Source organism: Fusobacterium sp. FSA-380-WT-3A, from assembly GCF_012843705.1.
Taxonomy (GTDB): domain Bacteria; phylum Fusobacteriota; class Fusobacteriia; order Fusobacteriales; family Fusobacteriaceae; genus Fusobacterium_B.
The window spans coordinates 251,217-267,450 of the sequence record NZ_JABAFQ010000002.1 but is presented as its reverse complement, the minus strand read 5'-3'; the positions used below and the strand labels follow the sequence as shown (position 1 = coordinate 267,450).

The following is a 16,234-nucleotide window of genomic DNA, read 5'->3' as shown; positions in this document are numbered from 1 at the left end:
GGAGTTGTTTCAGAAATTATCAAATAATAATAAAAATTATTAGAGATAAAAAAGGACTAAAGAAATTTAGTCCTTTTCTTATTTTTAAATTAATAATCCCTATTTTTTTATTTAATACTTCTTTTTAAAATTTAAAAGATTTTATTATCATATTTCTAAATCATTTAAAATATATTAACTTAGTAAAATTTTTTAAATACAATTTAATTTCTAAGTTAATAAATAAAAAAGTACAATAAGAATCGTACTTTTTTATATGATATAAAATAATTAAAATTAATTTTATTATAATAAATTATACTAAAATCTAAAATTAGATATAGAATATATTTTCTATTTAATATTAATAATTAGTCTTTTACTAAGCTATATAAATATTCGATTTCTTGTTTCCATATATTACTATCAATAGTTTCTAAAATGATAGGAATATTATCAAATCTTTCATCATTCATAAATCTAATAAAAAATTCTTTTCCCAATTTTCCTTTTCCTATACTTTCATGTCTATCTTTTTTAGAACCTGTGTCGAACATTGCATCATTAAGATGGACACCTTTTAAGTACTTAAAACCTATATTTTTTTCAAAATTTTCCATGGTATTTTCATAACCAATTTCATTTTTTAATTCATATCCAGAAGCTAAAGCATGACATGTATCAATGCAAACTCCAATTCTATTTTTATCTTTTATTTTTGAAATTATTTTTCCAATTTCTTCAAAATTACTACCAATATTCGTACCTTGTCCAGCAGTATTTTCTAAAACAACTATTATATTAGGAATAATTTCATGGGCTTTATTTATAGAATCGGCAATTAAAGAGATACACTCATCTGTAGTAATTTCATTTAAATGACTACCTGGATGAATATTTATATATTTTAATCCTAATAGATTACATCTTTCCATTTCATCTATAAAAGAGTCTAAAGATTTTTGTCTCTTTTCTTCATTAGGATTACCTAAATTTTGAAGATAACTATTATGTGGTAAAATATGTTCAACTGATATTTCTGATATTTCTAAAAAATCTTTAAATTTTTTTATTTCTTCTTTTTCTAATGGTTTTGATTCCCATCTTCTTTGATTTTTAGTAAAAAGAGCAAAGGCTTTAGCTCCAATATTATTAGCATTTATAAAAGAATTTGAAACTCCACCTTGAGTAGATACATGAGCACCTATAAATTTATTAATTTTTTTCATTTTCCCTCCTTTTTTATATTATATCATATATTTTAGAATTAAAAATATTTAAAAAAATTATGATAATAAAAAAAGAATAATTAAATTTTGTTACTTTTAATTATTCTTTTTTAGAAACTTATATTATTGATTCATTTTATATTTATTATCAAATTCTTCTAATTCTTTTAGATGAAGTAACTCTTTTTTAACAAGAATAAAAGTTAATAAAGTTGCTATAAAATCGGAAGTTGGAGCGGCAAACCATATTCCATCAAGGCCAAATAAAGAGGATAAAAGTAAAATACAAGGAATTAAAACAATAATTTGTCTAGAAAGTCCAATAAACATACTCATTTTAGGTTTTCCAATTGCTTGGAAATAGATGGAAGAAACAATTTGGAACCCTACAATAGGGAGCATAAAGGTTTGAATTTTAAGCCCTTTAGCAGCAATATTTATAAGACTTGTTTCTTTAGTGAATATAAAAATAAAATATTTAGAAAAAAATTGAATTGTTATAAAATTTAATAAACAAATTACAGTAGCAGCAAAAATCCCTTTGAATAAAGCTTCTTTAACTCTTGGAAAAAGTCGAGCACCATAGTTGTATCCTAAAATAGGAAGAAGTCCTTGATTTATTCCAAAAATAGGCATAGTAATAAACATTATAATTCCTTGAATAATAGCCATGGCTCCAATAGCCATATCTCCACCATAAATTTTTAAAGTGGTATTAAAAATATAATTGACTAAACTAATTCCTATTTGTAAGGAAAAAGAAGCACCACCCATAATACAGATACTTTTTATTTTTGAAAAAGGTAGTTTCATATTTTCTTTTTTTAATTTTAATCCACTATATTTTGATAAAAAATAAGAAGTAGCCCAAATAGCTGAGATATATTGAGATATAATTGTAGCCCAAGCAGCTCCTTTAACTCCCATATTAAAGTAAAAAATAAAAATGGGGTCTAGTATGATATTTGTTATAGCACCAATAAGGAGAGTAGCCATAGCCATTTTTGGATTACCATCAGAACGAATAATAGTATTTGTAATATATCCAATTAAATTACCAGGAAATCCAAAAGCTATTATAAAAAGATAATCTTTAGCATATTTAAAAGTATTTTCACTTCCTCCAAGCATAGAGATTAAGTTATCAATAAATAAAATTACTAATATTGTAGAAATAATAGAAATAATGGTTCCTAAAGCAAAAGCTGTCCCTAAATATCTTTCTGCCTTTAAAAGCTTTTTCTTTCCTAAATTTAATGATATATTAGTAGCCCCTCCAAGTCCTACTAAAAGAGCGAAAGAAAAAATAAATAGTGTAATGGGAAAAGTAACTCCAACCCCAGCTATAGCTAAATGTCCTACTTCCTTGATATTTCCAATGTATATCCTATCAACAACATTGTAAAGGGCATTTACTAACATTCCTATAATAGCTGGGATAGAAAATTGAAGAAGAAGTTTGGTGATTTTTTCATTTCCCATAAATTGATGTTTTGTGTCCATTAAAATCCTCCTAAAACAAATAAAAATGACACAATAATTTTCCCAACTAAAATTTATAATTTTTATTTATTTAATTCTTTTTCTAATAAAATTAATAATTTTTCCATTTCCAAAGCTACAGCTTTAAAATTTTCTTTTTCTTCTAAATTAACTCCAGCTTTTTTTAATTGATTAATAGGAAAATCATTTCCTCCAGATTTCAAAAGTTCTAAATATTTTTCACTAGAAATTTTTCTTTCTTCCTTTGAGTAAGAAGAATTAAAAATTTTATCATATAATTTAGATGAAGCTGAAAAACTTGTAGCATATTGATAAACATAATAAGGAGAATTAAAGAAATGAGGAATTCTAGCCCAAATTATTTTTTGTAAATCATCAATAATAAGTTCATCTCCAAAATATTCTTTAAATAGCTTATCCATTATGTTATCCAAAGTTTCTGAAGTTACAGGAGTACCATTTTCCACTAATTTATATGCTTCATATTCATAATTAGCAAAAAGACTTTGAAGATAATAAGTACCAACAATATTTCCTATAGCTTCTTCTATCAAAGCAATTCTTTCATTTTTATCAGTTGCTGTATTTAACATATAATCTAGTAAAAGTTTTTCATTAAATGTGGAAGCAACTTCTGCAACAAAGATAGTGTAATCATGAGTAGAATAAGGTTGATTTTTAGTAGAATACATACTATGAAGAGTATGTCCTAATTCATGAGCTAATGTAAATACAGATTCTAAAGTTCCATTAAAATTTAAAAGCATATAAGGATGAACATCATATATATTTAAAGAATAAGCTCCACTTCTTTTATTAGGAGTTTCAAAAACATCTAACCATCCTTCGCTTATAGCAATCTTTAGATTATTATAATAATCTTCACCTAAAGGTTTTACAGAGTTTAAAACAATTTTTTTAGCTTCTTCATAAGTAAAGTTTCTTTTGTAGTCAACAATTTTAATTTGGTTATCATAATAATGATACTCAGAAATATTTAGATATTTTTTTCTAAGTTCCAAATATTTTTTTAATGGTTGAGAATTTTCTTTAGCTGAATTAATAAGGTTGAGATAGACATTTGTAGAAATATTATTAGGCTCTAAAGCTTTTTCTAAAGTAGAATTATAATTTTTAGCCTTCATATTAGCAACATCTCTTAAGATTTGTCCTCTATAAATAGCAGCATAAGTATTTTTATTTATAAAATAAGAGTTATAATGTGCTTCAAAAGCTTTTTTTCTATCTTCCTGATTTTTATAACTTTCTAATATTTTTGAATATACAGCATTACTAACTTTAAATTTTTCTCCAGTAGAAAGTTCTACCTCATTCCATTTAATATCAGAAATAGAAAGTTCATCATAAACTTCATTTATACTTCCCATATATTGAGAAAAATATGATAAAAGTTTTTCTTTATCTTTATCTAATACATGTTGTTTCAATCTATAAAGTTCATTTAAGTTAAACTTATGATTGTGTAGTTCTTTATTTTCTTCAATCCATTTATCCATAATTTCTTTAGGAATTTCTAATATTTTAGGAGTAATCCAAGATGAAGATATGCTATATTCAGCATAAATATGTTCTATAGTTTGCATTTTTTCAGCTGCTATAATATCTTTTGAATTCAAATCTCTAAGCATATAAGGATAAAGATAAAGTTTATCAATAAGTCTGCTTATTTTTTCTTCTAGTTCTAAAAGTTCTATAAATTTTTTAGAATTTGTAGTAATATTATTTTCAAAAGTTGGTATTTCTTTCATTGAATTAGTTAAAATATTTAAATCATTATCCCATTCATCCCAATTTTTATAAATATCTGTTAAATTCCATTTATATTTAGTTTCAATATTATCTCTAGATGATATTATTTCCATAGAAATCTTCTCCTTTTTAAAGTAAAGTTTTTAATAATATTATACGATTTTAAAAATTATAAATCAAGAAAAACAATTTTTAATTAATATTTTTTTGGATAATGTGGTATAATCTTTTAGTATAAGAAAACTGTTAAAGGAGAAAAAATGGATAGTATTTTATTATGTTTAGGAGCTTTAATTTGCTTATGGATTTTTTGGAAAGTTACAAAACTAATGTTAAAAATTTTTTTTATCTTGACATTTATAGGGATAATTTATTTTTATTTTTTTAATGGACAAATGTTATAAAATAGAAACAAGAGGAGATTAAAGTGGTAGAAGAAATAGAAAGTGTTGAAAAAGGGAAAAAAACATTGAATATGACAGAAGGAAGTATTGTAAAAATACTTTTATTATTTTCAATTCCTTTAATTTTAGGAAATTTATTACAACAAACTTATAATACAGTTGACTCAATTATAGTAGGGAATTATGTAGGAAGTAATGCTTTAGCAGCAGTAGGTTCAAGTACAATTATAATTAATTTATTAATAGGATTTAGTCAAGGGATAGCTGTAGGAGCAGGAGTAATTATATCTCAAGCAATAGGAGCTAAAAATAATAAAAGAATAAATTTATCTGTACACACAGCTATAATGATATCAATTATATTGGGAATAATTTTATCAATAGTGGGATTTATTTTTACTCCTCAAATTTTAAAATGGATGAAAACTCCAGATGAAATATTTAAAGATTCAGTTGTTTATTTGAGATTATTTTCTTTAGGATTAGTTTTTAGTATAGTTTACAATATGGAAGCAGGAATATTAAATGCTGCTGGAAATTCAAAAAGGTCTTTACTTTATTTAGGAGTAGCTTCAGTAACTAATATATTTTTAGATTTATTATTTGTCAGAGGACTTAACATGGGAATAAAAGGAGTTGCAATAGCTACCAATATTAGTCAATTTATTTCTTGTGTTTTAGCTTTAATATTTTTATTAAAAGTAAATGATACTTATAAAGTATATTTAAATAAACTAAAGATAAATAAAAAAATAGCTTTGAATATGATTAGAGTAGGTTTTCCGACAGGAATACAAAGTACAGTAATTTCATTTTCAAATGTTTTAATTCAAAGTAGTATAAATGTATTTGGTCCAAGTATTATAGCAGGATTTGGAATATATTTAAAAATAGACGGATTTAATGTTTTACCTATTTTAAGTTTAAGTATGGCTAGTACAACTTTTACAGGACAAAATTATGGTGGTAGAAGAAAAGATAGGGTAAAAAAAGGAATGTGGATAACTCTTGGAATGGGTATTATTTATTCTATTATAATAGGAATTTTACTTCTTACATTTTCTCGCCCTCTTGTAGAACTTTTTACAAATGATGAAAAAATAATACAGGCAGGAATTTCGGCCATGAAATATTTTTGCCCATTTTATTTTATACTTTCAATGTTACATTCATTAGCAGGAACAGTAAGAGGTGTTGGAAAAACTATGCCACCTATGTTAATTTTACTTTTTTCAATGTGTATCTTTAGAATCTTTTGGATTAATTTTATTTTACCATTAGATAATACAATAAATAATATATTAATTTTGTATCCTATTACTTGGACAATAGGACTTATATTAATGACTTTATATACATGGAGAGCAAAATGGATATAAAAAAAGCTGAGAATTTTTCTCAGCTTTTTTATTAAGATTATTTTACATTCTATTTACTGTTTTAATACCTAATAAGTTAAGTCCTTCTTTTAAAGTTTTTGCAACTCTATCTATAAGAAGTAATCTTGAATAAAGAATATTATCTTCTTGATTTAAAATAGGACATGAATTATAGAAAGTATTAAATTTTTTAGCAAGTTCAAATAAATAATCAGTCAGAAGATTTGGTTTGTATGCTTCTCCAGCTTTTAAAGCCATTGTAGGGAATAAAGTTAAATATGTCGAAAGAACTCTTTCGTTTTTATCAATAATTTGAATTTCTTTATTTTCATCTAAAGCTTTACCAAGTTCTCCTGCTTTTCTAAGTATAGATTGAATTCTTGCATAAGAGTATTGTAAATAAGGAGCTGTATTTCCTTCAAAACTTAAAATTTTATCCCATTCAAATATAATAGGACTTTGTCTATTTTGAGAAAGGTCAGCATATTTAATAGCTCCAATTCCAACTATTTCAGCTATATTATCCTTTTCTTCATTAGAAAGTGATGGATTTTTTTCCTCAATAATTTCCAAGGCTTTTTTCTTTCCTTCATCAAGAAGTTGTTCTAATCTTATGACATTTCCTTTTCTTGTAGAAAATACACCATCAGCAAATCTCATAATTCCAAACCAAATATGGACTTTTTCTATATCCCAACCTAACATTTCAGTTATTTTAAAGAATTGTTTAAAATGATCTTGTTGTCTTTCATCAGTTAAATAAATTATTTTATTAACATTATAATTCTCTTTTCTGAATTTTATAGTAGCTATATCAGATGTAGAGTAAAGAAAAGCTCCATCTTTCTTTTGAACTATACAAGGATGAAGATTTTCTTTTTCATCAAAGAAAACAACTTTTGCTCCTTGATCTTCTACAGCTAATCCTTTTTCAACTAACTCATCAATAACTTTTGGCATAATTGGATGATAGAAAGATTCTCCATAGTAAGTATCAAAATGAACATCCATTCTTTTATATAATTTATTATATTCTTCAAGAGAAACTTTTATAAATTCTTGCCAAAGTTTATAGTTTTCTTCATCACCATCTTGAAGTTTTTTTAGTTCTTCTCTTGCAATATCTTCAAGTTCTGGATTTTTTTCACTTTCTTTTGTAAATTCTACATAAACTCTTTCAAGTTCTTCAATAGGATTTTTTTGATAAGCATCTTTATCTAACCATTTGTGATAACCAACTATAAGTTTTCCAAATTGAGTTCCCCAATCTCCTATATGATTATCAGCAACAGTATGATATCCTAAAAAATTACATAATCTTTTAACAGAATCTCCTATAATAGTTGATCTTAAATGACCAATATGCATTCTTTTAGCTATATTAGGTGAAGAATAATCTATGATTATATCACCATCTGTGTTTAACTCTGCAAACTGATATTTTTCAGTTGTCATTTTTCTTACATATTCAGATACATAAGAATTTTTTAAAAATATATTTATAAATCCAGGACCAGCTATTTCTAATTTTTCAATAATATTATTTTCAGGAATATTATTAACTAAATTTTCAGCTATTTTTCTAGGATTTCCACCAATAATTTTAGAATTCATCATAGCAAAATTACTTTGGAAATCTCCAAATTTTTCATTAGTTGCTATTGTAATTTCTATTGGCTTTAACTCTTTGTTAGGAAATGCTTTTTCTATAGCATTTTTTAAAATTTCTTCTATATACTTTTCTATTCTTAACATAGGCTTCTCCATAAAATAATTTAATAAATAAAAAAGAGGACTAAGTCCTCAACCAGAATGAACACCGATCTACCGTCTCCTCCTCTGTTTTGGTCGCCATAAAAACAAGTGGTAGTTATTTGCTAGACGCATACAGGGTCCGTAAAACAAGGGTTTTCGTGACTTATCTGATTTACTTCTAACAGGGACAACCCCAGTAGCGACCATAGGCCCAAAACATTAGAGAATAACGCGTAGACCAGAAATTTTCTATTCTTTGATTGAATTATATCATATTTTAATTATAAATGCAATATTAACTTTTCAAAAATAAATTTTTAAAATTGAAATTAGTTGTAAATTATTGGAAAATATACAATTTATTTTTCCTTTTTAAAAGTAGAAACTATAAATAATTCATCTAATTGTTCTTTCTCAACAATATTTGGAGCTTCAGTCATTAAACATTGACCTTTATTTGTTTTAGGGAAAGGAATAACATCTCTTATAGAGTTTTCTCCTAACATTACCATTAACCATCTATCTATTCCAAAAGCTAGTCCTCCATGAGGTGGTGCTCCATATTTAAATGCGTCAATAAAGAATCCAAATTTTTCACGAGCTTGTTCTTGAGTAAGTCCTAATTTTTCAAAAACTTTTTCTTGAACTTGAGGATTATGAATTCTAATGCTTCCACCACCAATTTCATTTCCATTTAGAACTAAATCATAAGTATTAGTTCTTATATCCATATCTCCTTCAAAGAATCTTGGCATATCTTCTTCCATTATAGATGTAAATGGATGGTGTTCAGCTTTGTATCTTTGCTCTTCTTCATCATATTCAAACATAGGGAAGTGAACAACCCATAAAAACTTAAATTCATTTTTATCATAAAGATTTAATTCTTTTCCTATTCTTAATCTTAAAGCTCCTAAAGCAGCATGAACTACTTTTACTTTGTCAGCTACAATTAAGATTACATCTCCTTCATTAGCTTCAACTTTTTCAATTATAGCTTTTATTTCTTCTTCAGTTAAAAATTTAGCTATTGGAGAATTAATTCCATCTTTAGTAAGTTTTATGTAAGCTAATCCTTTAGCTCCAAAATATCTTTTTACATATTCTTGATAATCATCAAGAATTTTTCTTGAAAATTTATCAGCTACTTGAGGAGCTACAATAGCTTTAACAATTCCTCCATCGGCTATTGTAGAACTAAATGCTTTAAACCCACAGTTAGCAACAATTTCAGAAATATCTTTTAATTCTACTCCAAACCTAGTATCTGGTTTATCAGAACCAAATCTGTCCATAGCATCTTTCCATTCCATTCTTGGGAAATCATAATTTGCTTCTTGTCCTGTTACTTGTTTAAATACTCTTTTTGCTAATCCTTCAATTTCAGTAATAACATCTTCTAGTTCAACAAAAGACATTTCAATGTCAAGTTGAGTAAATTCAGGTTGTCTGTCAGCTCTTAAATCCTCATCTCTAAAACATTTAGCAATTTGGAAATATTTTTCAACACCAGCTATCATTAAAAGTTGTTTAAATAATTGAGGTGATTGAGGTAAAGCATAGAATTGTCCTCCATTAGTTCTACTAGGAACTAAGAAGTCTCTAGCTCCTTCAGGAGTAGATTTTGTTAATAAAGGAGTATCTACATCTAAAAATCCTTTTTCATCCATATAATTTCTAATAGACATAATCATTCTATGTCTTTTTTTCAAATTATTTATCATTTGTTCTCTTCTTAAATCTAGATATCTATATTTAAGTCTGATATTTTCACTTAATCCTTCATCTGTCATTTGGAAAGGTAAAGTATCACAAGAGTTTAATACATCAATAGAAGTAGCAAATACTTCTATTTCTCCAGTAGGGATATTAGGATTTTTACTATATCTTTCTCTTACTTCTCCTTCTATTCTAATAACAGATTCTGTTTTTAATTTTTGAGCTTTATCAACAACTTCTTGACTAGCCACATCAGTATCAAAAATAATTTGAGTTATTCCTTCTCTATCTCTTAGGTCTACAAAAGTAAGCCCTCCAAGGTCTCTTTTAGTAGCAACCCAACCAGATAAAATAACTTTTTCACCGATATTATTTTTCCTTAGTTCACCTAAGTTATGATTTCTATATATCATTTTAAGTCTCCTTTAAGAATTTATTTTTTTAATTTTTTTATTAATTCTTCAATTGTTAATTCTTCTTGAGTTCTAGCATTAAAATCTTTTAAAACTATGATATTTTTAGCCATCTCATCTTCACCAATAATTATTGTATAATTGACATTTAATTTATCAGCTTTTTTCATATGACTTTTCATACCTTTAGAGTTAAAATCAATAGCTACTTTTAGTCCTTCTTTTCTTAAAATACTAGTTAATTTCATAGCAAAATCACAAGTGTTTTCACCAAGCCAAGCTACATATATATCAGTTTCTTTAGAAGGAATAGTATCCATAAGCATCATAATTCTTTCAATTCCTGCAGCAAATCCAAAAGCTGGAGTTTCTCTATCACCTAATTGTTTTAGAAGATTATCATATCTTCCACCTCCAAGGACAGTTCCTTGAGCTCCAAGTTTGTTAGTTACTATTTCAAATACTGTACTTGAATAATAATCTAATCCTCTAACTAATTTTGGATTTTCAACAAACGGAATACCAAATAAAGTTAAATATTTTTTCACAGTTTCATAATGATTTCTTTCAGCTTCAGATAAAGAATCTATTATACTAGGAGTATTTTCAGTATATTTTTTACAAGTTTCTACTTTACAATCTAATACTCTTAGAGGATTTGTTTCTAGTCTTCTTTTACAATCTTCACATAAATGTTCTTTAACAGGCTCTAAATAGTTTAATAAAGCTTGTCTATATTTTTGACGAGATTCATTTTCACCAACAGAGTTAATATTAACTTCAAGGTCAGTTATTCCTAATTTTTCAAGTAAGTGATAGCTCATAGCTATAACTTCAGCATCAAGAATAGGAGAAGCCTCACCTAAAACTTCAACACCAACTTGATTAAATTCTCTTTGTCTTCCAGCTTGAGGTCTTTCATATCTAAACATAGACCCCATATAGAAAAATTTTGAAATATCTTCTTTTGCATAAATTTTATTTTCTAAATAAGCTCTTACAACAGAGGCAGTTCCTTCAGGTCTTAAAGTAATACTTCTTTCTCCTCTATCAAGAAAAGTATACATCTCTTTTTCTACTACATCTGTAGCTTCTCCTATTCCTCTTTTAAAAAGGTCTGTTTCCTCAAAAATAGGAGTTTTTATATAAGAGTATCCATATGCAGAAAATAAATCTTCAGCAATCCTGTGAATATAAGAATATTTTGCAGCTGTTTCTTCAATAATATCTTTAGTTCCTCTTACTGCTTTAATTAATTTCATTAAATCTCCTCCAGTTTATTTTAATTTTTATTTTTTCCAAAGTCTATCTAATTTATCTTTAATTTGAATTTCAAATTTATTATTTCCAGGTTTATAATATTTTTTACTTGTATTTTTTCTATAATTTTGTTTAACAAAATTTCCATCATAATCATGAGGATATTTATATCCGATAGCTCTATCAGAAATATGAAGAGGAATTTCTTGCATATCTCCATTTTTAATATCTTCTAAAACTTCATTAATACTATTATAACATGAATTACTTTTACTTGAAATAGCTAAATAAATAACAGCATGAGCTAAAATTATTCTAATTTCAGGCATTCCTATTTTTTCACTAGCTGTATAGGCTGATGTAGCTATAACTAAAGCTTCTGGATTAGCCATTCCAATATCTTCACTGGCTGAAATGACAAGCCTTCTAGCTATATATCTAGGGTCTTCACCACCATATAAAAGTCTACCCATCCAATAGACAGCTGAATCAGGATCACTTCCTCTAATACTTTTTATCATAGCAGAGATAATATTATATTTATCTTCTTCTTTATGATAAGAAACTTTGCGTTTAGAAAAAAGTTTTTCTATATCTTCAAAATTTTCATTTTCAGAATTATTAAAAAATAATTCCAAATAATTTAAAGCTATTCTACAATCTCCCTGTGAAATATCTAAAATAATATTTTTTATATTATTTGGTAAAATTTTATTATAATATTTTTCCCCTTTTATTAAAATTTTTTCTATATCTTTTCTTTCAAGAGATTTAAATTCAAAAATGAGACATCTTGATAAAAGGGCATTATTAAGATTATGATAGGGATTTTCAGTAGTGGCTCCAATAAGAATTAATATTCCTGACTCTGTATAAGATAATAAAGCATCCTGTTGCATTTTATTAAATCTATGAATTTCATCAAGAAATAAAACTGTTTTTTTGTTATAAAGTTCTATAGATTTTTTTGCTTTTTCAACAATCTCTCTTAAATCATTTAGAGAAGCTGTAGTAGCATTTAAGTTTTCTATATTACAATTAAGTTCATTAGAAATTATCTCTCCAAGAGAACTTTTTCCACAACCTGGAGGACCATATAAAATCATATTGCTAATTTTTCCAGTTCTTATTATTTTATTTAAAAGTTTTCCTTCTCCAAGTAATTCTTCTTGTCCTATAAATTCTTCTAGAGTTTTAGGTCTCAACTTTAAAGCAAGTGGCTTTATATCTTGATAATTATTTTGAAAAAGAGTTGGAGTTTCCATTTATCCTCCTTAAAATAATAAAAAGATGTGTTGTAATGAACACATCTTAAATTGTTTTATTTTGCTGAGTATAGGTATAATAATAATGCTATTATAATAAATAAAGTTGCAATTATTTTTGTAGCTTTAGCTAAAGGACCACCATCTTTAGAAAGACCAAATACTGTATTAGCACTTCCCATTCCCATACTACCAGACATTCCACGACTCCTATCAGGTTGGATAAGAACAAGGATTATTAACGCCAAGGCAAATATAAATAGTAAAATAGTTAATATACTTTCCATTTTTCCTCCATAAAAAATTCTTTTTTCAAAAAGCAAAGAATTCTAATAATATTCTATTGAATATTATAATATAAAATGAGAAAAAATACAAAGAAAATTTTATAGAAGTTAGAAAATAGTTGATAAAAAACAAGGAAGAATAATCTTCCTTGTAAAATAAATTATAATAATTTTGCAGAAATTTCTGCTAAAGGAGAACGTTCTCCTTTAACCAAAGTAATATGTCCAACTATTTTTTCATCTTTTAATTTCTCAGCCATATAAGTAAGTCCATTTGTATTAGTATCAAGATAAGGACTATCTATTTGGTAAGGGTCTCCTGTAAATACAATTTTTGTATTTTCCCCAGCTCTTGTTATAATAGTTTTTATTTCTAAAGGAGTTAAATTTTGTGCTTCATCAATTATGATGAAACCATTAGGAATGCTTCTTCCTCTTATATATGTAAGAGCTTCAACTTTTAAAAGGCCCATAGTTTCAAGACCTGTTATAACCTTTTCTCCTGTTTTATCTCCTTTAAAATCACTTAGAAGTTCTATATTATCAAAAATTGGTTGCATCCAAGGTCTTAATTTTTCTTTTTCGTTACCAGGTAAATATCCTAAATCTTTTCCCATAGGAATTATAGGTCTAGCAATATATAATTTAGAATATTTTTTTCTTTCAACAACTTGTTCAAGACCAGCAGCTATAGCAAGTAATGTTTTTCCAGTACCAGCTTTTCCTACTAAAGTAACAGCTTTTATATCATCATCCATTAATAAATCCATAGCAAATTTTTGTTCATCATTTCTCGCTCTAGCTCCCCAAGCACAAATATCCCCATTAACAAATTTTTTGACTTTATCTCCAAAAACTCTACCTGTAGTTTTTTCTTGTCCAGCTTTCATGATAAAGAAAAAGTTTGGAGATGGTTCAAAATCAAGATTTAACTCAGAAATGTCAATTTTTCCACTTTTATCATATTTATCAAATAAAGTTTTAGAAATTTCTATTTCTAAGTATCCCTTATCAAGTTCATCATAAACAACTCTATCAGTTGAATAGTCTTCTACTTCAATACCAATAGCATCAGCTTTTATTCTAAGGTTTATATCTTTTGTTACTAAAATTACTTTTCTATCAGGAAATTTATTTTTTATTTTTATAGTCATTCCAAGAACACTATTATCAGTAGAATCTTTTTTTAAACCTTCAGGTATAGAATCTTTTCCACTTTCAACAATGACTTTAAAGAAAATTTCCTCTGGAAGTTCAACTCCTTTAGATAAGTTCCCTTTTTTTCTAATTTCTTCAATAACTCTAGAAGCCATTCTGGCATTTATTCCAGTATCTTGTTTTCCTTTTAGTTTATCTATTTCTTCAATAACTTCAATTGGTAAAAAAACATCATTACCTCTAAAATTATAAATTGAATTAGGGTCATGAATTAAAATATTAGTATCCAATATAAATATTTTTCTCATATATATACTCCTTTTTATGTGACATTGATATTGTAACTTGAGTTATTTATACTAATATTCTATCTAGTTTAAGGAATTCCTTTTTATTTTATTTGAAGATTTTTTAAAGTATCTTTTATAGCTTCTTGAATATTTTTATATGATTTTATTTTATTTTTATCTATAATTTTATTTATATCTTTTTTATTATATCCTAATCCTTCTAAAGCCATTATTAATTCATCTTCAATTTCATAATTAACATTTATATTTAATGCTTGTTCAATAGAAACAAAATCCATTTTTTTAATTTTAGATTTTAAATCTAAAATTATTTGTTGAGCTTTTTTTTCTCCTAGTTTAGGAACATTTTTTAAAGTTACATAATCCCCTTCTAAAATTAATGTACGAATTGTTTCACAATCAAAAGATGACATTATAGATAAAGCTAAAGACATTCCTATACCTTTCACAGAAAGTAACATTTCAAAAAGGTTTCTTTCTCTTTCTTCTAAAAAACCAATAAGTTTATATTCATCTTCTTTAATATAATTAAAAATAAAAAATTTAGCTTCAGAATTAATATTTACTTTTTCATAAGTTCTAAGAGAAATAAAAATTTTATAACCAATTCCTCCAATATCTAATACAGCATAATCTAATTTTTTATAAGAAATAACTCCTTTTAAATATTCAAACATTAAATTTTCCTCCAAAAATTTATTTATAAAATTATATCATAAAATAATTTAAAATTATATTATAAAAGAATAAATTTTGTAGATTAATTGAAAAAATTGAAAAAATATGCTAAAATTTAGTATTGTGGATAATTGTCAATTTTGAAATAAAAAACCAATAAAATTATTGAAAAAAATGGAGGTTTAATGAAAATTTATACAGCTCCTATGGCAGGAGTTACAGATTATACTTTTAGAAATATTCTAAAAGAATTTGAACCAGATATGATATTTACTGAGATGGTTAGTGTAAATGCCTTAGAAGTTTTAAATGATAAAACTATAAATAAATTATTAAGACTTAGAGATGGAGAAGCTGTTCAAGTTTTTGGTTCAGATATAGATAAAATTGTGAATAGTGCACTTTATTTAGAAAATAAAGGTGTAAAACAAATAGATTTAAATGCTGGTTGTCCTATGCCTAAAGTAACTAAAAATGGTTCAGGAGCAGCTCTTTTAGAAAATCCAGAAAAAATTAGAGAAATTTTAACAAAAATGAGAGAAGTTTTAAAACCAGAAACAAATATTTCTATAAAAATAAGAGTTGGTTTTAAAGGAGTAAAAGAATATATTAAAATAGCTAAAATAGCAGAAGAAGTAGGATGTACACATATTACAGTTCATGGAAGAACTAGAGAACAGATGTATACAGGAAAAGCTGATTGGACTAAAATAAAAGAAGTAAAAGAAGCAGTAAATATTCCAGTTATAGGAAATGGTGATATTTTTACAGCAGAAGATGCTCTAGAAAAAGTAAAATTTTCTAGAGTTGATGGAATTATGTTAGCTAGAGGAATGTGTGGAAATCCATGGCTTATAAGAGATATAAGAGAGATTTTTGAGTATGGGGAAGTTAAAACTAAAGTAACAGAAGAAGAAAAAATAGATATGGCTATAAAACATATTTACATGGCTAGAGAAGATAACGAAAATGATAAATTTATTTTTGAAATGAGAAAGCATATTTGTTGGTATTTAAAAGGAATTAGAGGTTCAGCAGAGGCAAAAAATAGAATAAATAAACAAGAAGATTATAAAGAAGTTATAAAAATATTAGAAGAACTAAAAGAACAAGTGAAAGGATAA

13 protein-coding genes are annotated in these 16,234 nt (G+C 25.8%); 3 read left to right on the top strand and 10 right to left on the bottom strand.

All coding sequences use genetic code 11. From position 1 onward, the window contains the following. Positions 1-350: 350 nt before the first annotated feature. From nfo to pepF, 3 genes are all read right to left on the bottom strand, one after another. Positions 351-1,208 carry a deoxyribonuclease IV gene (gene nfo / locus HF862_RS03150; protein WP_170186463.1) on the bottom strand — a complete coding sequence of 286 codons (858 nt, stop codon included), beginning with the start codon at positions 1,206-1,208 and terminating at the stop codon, positions 351-353. Positions 1,209-1,331: 123 nt separating this feature from the next. After that, a complete protein-coding gene (locus tag HF862_RS03145) occupies positions 1,332-2,711 on the bottom strand; it encodes an MATE family efflux transporter (RefSeq protein WP_170186462.1) in 1,380 nt (459 codons plus the stop codon). A 62-nt stretch (positions 2,712-2,773) separates the two neighbouring features. Next, positions 2,774-4,585, bottom strand: coding sequence for an oligoendopeptidase F (pepF, locus tag HF862_RS03140; protein WP_370456842.1), 1,812 nt, complete (start codon positions 4,583-4,585; stop codon positions 2,774-2,776). 156 nt (positions 4,586-4,741) lie between these two features. Between pepF and HF862_RS03135 the strand changes: the two genes are divergently transcribed. Together HF862_RS03135 and HF862_RS03130 are read left to right on the top strand one after the other, a co-directional pair. Further along, complete coding sequence (locus HF862_RS03135) at positions 4,742-4,885, top strand: hypothetical protein (RefSeq protein ID WP_170186460.1); 144 nt, start codon at positions 4,742-4,744, stop codon at positions 4,883-4,885. A gap of 23 nt (positions 4,886-4,908) precedes the next feature. Then, on the top strand, positions 4,909-6,264 hold the full coding sequence (locus HF862_RS03130) for an MATE family efflux transporter (protein ID WP_206038987.1): 1,356 nt from the start codon (positions 4,909-4,911) through the stop codon (positions 6,262-6,264). Between the two features lie 42 nt (positions 6,265-6,306). On the opposite strand, the gene argS is transcribed toward HF862_RS03130, so the two are convergent. The 7 genes from argS to ruvA form a co-directional block, all read right to left on the bottom strand. Beyond that, positions 6,307-8,019: an arginine--tRNA ligase gene (gene argS, locus HF862_RS03125; RefSeq protein ID WP_170186459.1), complete on the bottom strand. Its 1,713-nt coding sequence runs from the start codon at positions 8,017-8,019 to the stop codon at positions 6,307-6,309. 359 nt (positions 8,020-8,378) lie between these two features. Further along, on the bottom strand, positions 8,379-10,151 hold the full coding sequence (gene aspS / locus HF862_RS03120) for an aspartate--tRNA ligase (RefSeq protein WP_170186458.1): 1,773 nt from the start codon (positions 10,149-10,151) through the stop codon (positions 8,379-8,381). A gap of 20 nt (positions 10,152-10,171) precedes the next feature. Further along, positions 10,172-11,413 (bottom strand): histidine--tRNA ligase, encoded by a 1,242-nt coding sequence (hisS, locus tag HF862_RS03115; protein WP_170186457.1) that lies wholly within the window; start codon positions 11,411-11,413, stop codon positions 10,172-10,174. Positions 11,414-11,440: 27 nt separating this feature from the next. Continuing rightward, a complete protein-coding gene (locus tag HF862_RS03110) occupies positions 11,441-12,676 on the bottom strand; it encodes a replication-associated recombination protein A (protein WP_170186456.1) in 1,236 nt (411 codons plus the stop codon). Between the two features lie 56 nt (positions 12,677-12,732). Beyond that, positions 12,733-12,963, bottom strand: a complete 231-nt coding sequence (gene secG, locus HF862_RS03105) for a preprotein translocase subunit SecG (RefSeq protein WP_170186455.1) — start codon at positions 12,961-12,963, stop codon at positions 12,733-12,735. 161 nt (positions 12,964-13,124) lie between these two features. Further along, entirely contained in the window at positions 13,125-14,429 is a 1,305-nt protein-coding gene (locus tag HF862_RS03100) for a PhoH family protein (RefSeq protein ID WP_170186454.1), read from the bottom strand. A gap of 83 nt (positions 14,430-14,512) precedes the next feature. Further along, a complete protein-coding gene (gene ruvA, locus HF862_RS03095; protein WP_170186453.1) occupies positions 14,513-15,109 on the bottom strand; it encodes a Holliday junction branch migration protein RuvA in 597 nt (198 codons plus the stop codon). A 186-nt stretch (positions 15,110-15,295) separates the two neighbouring features. Here ruvA and dusB point away from each other — a divergent pair, with 186 nt between their 5' ends. Further along, complete coding sequence (gene dusB / locus HF862_RS03090; protein ID WP_170186452.1) at positions 15,296-16,234, top strand: tRNA dihydrouridine synthase DusB; 939 nt, start codon at positions 15,296-15,298, stop codon at positions 16,232-16,234.

What these genes read in the sequence shown, in the direction of transcription:
- HF862_RS03100 (WP_170186454.1), bottom strand. Translation starts at nt 14,429, where the DNA reads ATGAGAAAAATATTTATATTGGATACTAATATTTTAATTCATGACCCT.
- nfo (WP_170186463.1), bottom strand. Translation starts at nt 1,208, where the DNA reads ATGAAAAAAATTAATAAATTTATAGGTGCTCATGTATCTACTCAAGGT.
- HF862_RS03145 (WP_170186462.1), bottom strand. Translation starts at nt 2,711, where the DNA reads ATGGACACAAAACATCAATTTATGGGAAATGAAAAAATCACCAAACTT.
- argS (WP_170186459.1), bottom strand. Translation starts at nt 8,019, where the DNA reads ATGTTAAGAATAGAAAAGTATATAGAAGAAATTTTAAAAAATGCTATA.
- aspS (WP_170186458.1), bottom strand. Translation starts at nt 10,151, where the DNA reads ATGATATATAGAAATCATAACTTAGGTGAACTAAGGAAAAATAATATC.
- secG (WP_170186455.1), bottom strand. Translation starts at nt 12,963, where the DNA reads ATGGAAAGTATATTAACTATTTTACTATTTATATTTGCCTTGGCGTTA.
- ruvA (WP_170186453.1), bottom strand. Translation starts at nt 15,109, where the DNA reads ATGTTTGAATATTTAAAAGGAGTTATTTCTTATAAAAAATTAGATTAT.
- HF862_RS03135 (WP_170186460.1), top strand. Translation starts at nt 4,742, where the DNA reads ATGGATAGTATTTTATTATGTTTAGGAGCTTTAATTTGCTTATGGATT.
- dusB (WP_170186452.1), top strand. Translation starts at nt 15,296, where the DNA reads ATGAAAATTTATACAGCTCCTATGGCAGGAGTTACAGATTATACTTTT.
- hisS (WP_170186457.1), bottom strand. Translation starts at nt 11,413, where the DNA reads ATGAAATTAATTAAAGCAGTAAGAGGAACTAAAGATATTATTGAAGAA.
- HF862_RS03110 (WP_170186456.1), bottom strand. Translation starts at nt 12,676, where the DNA reads ATGGAAACTCCAACTCTTTTTCAAAATAATTATCAAGATATAAAGCCA.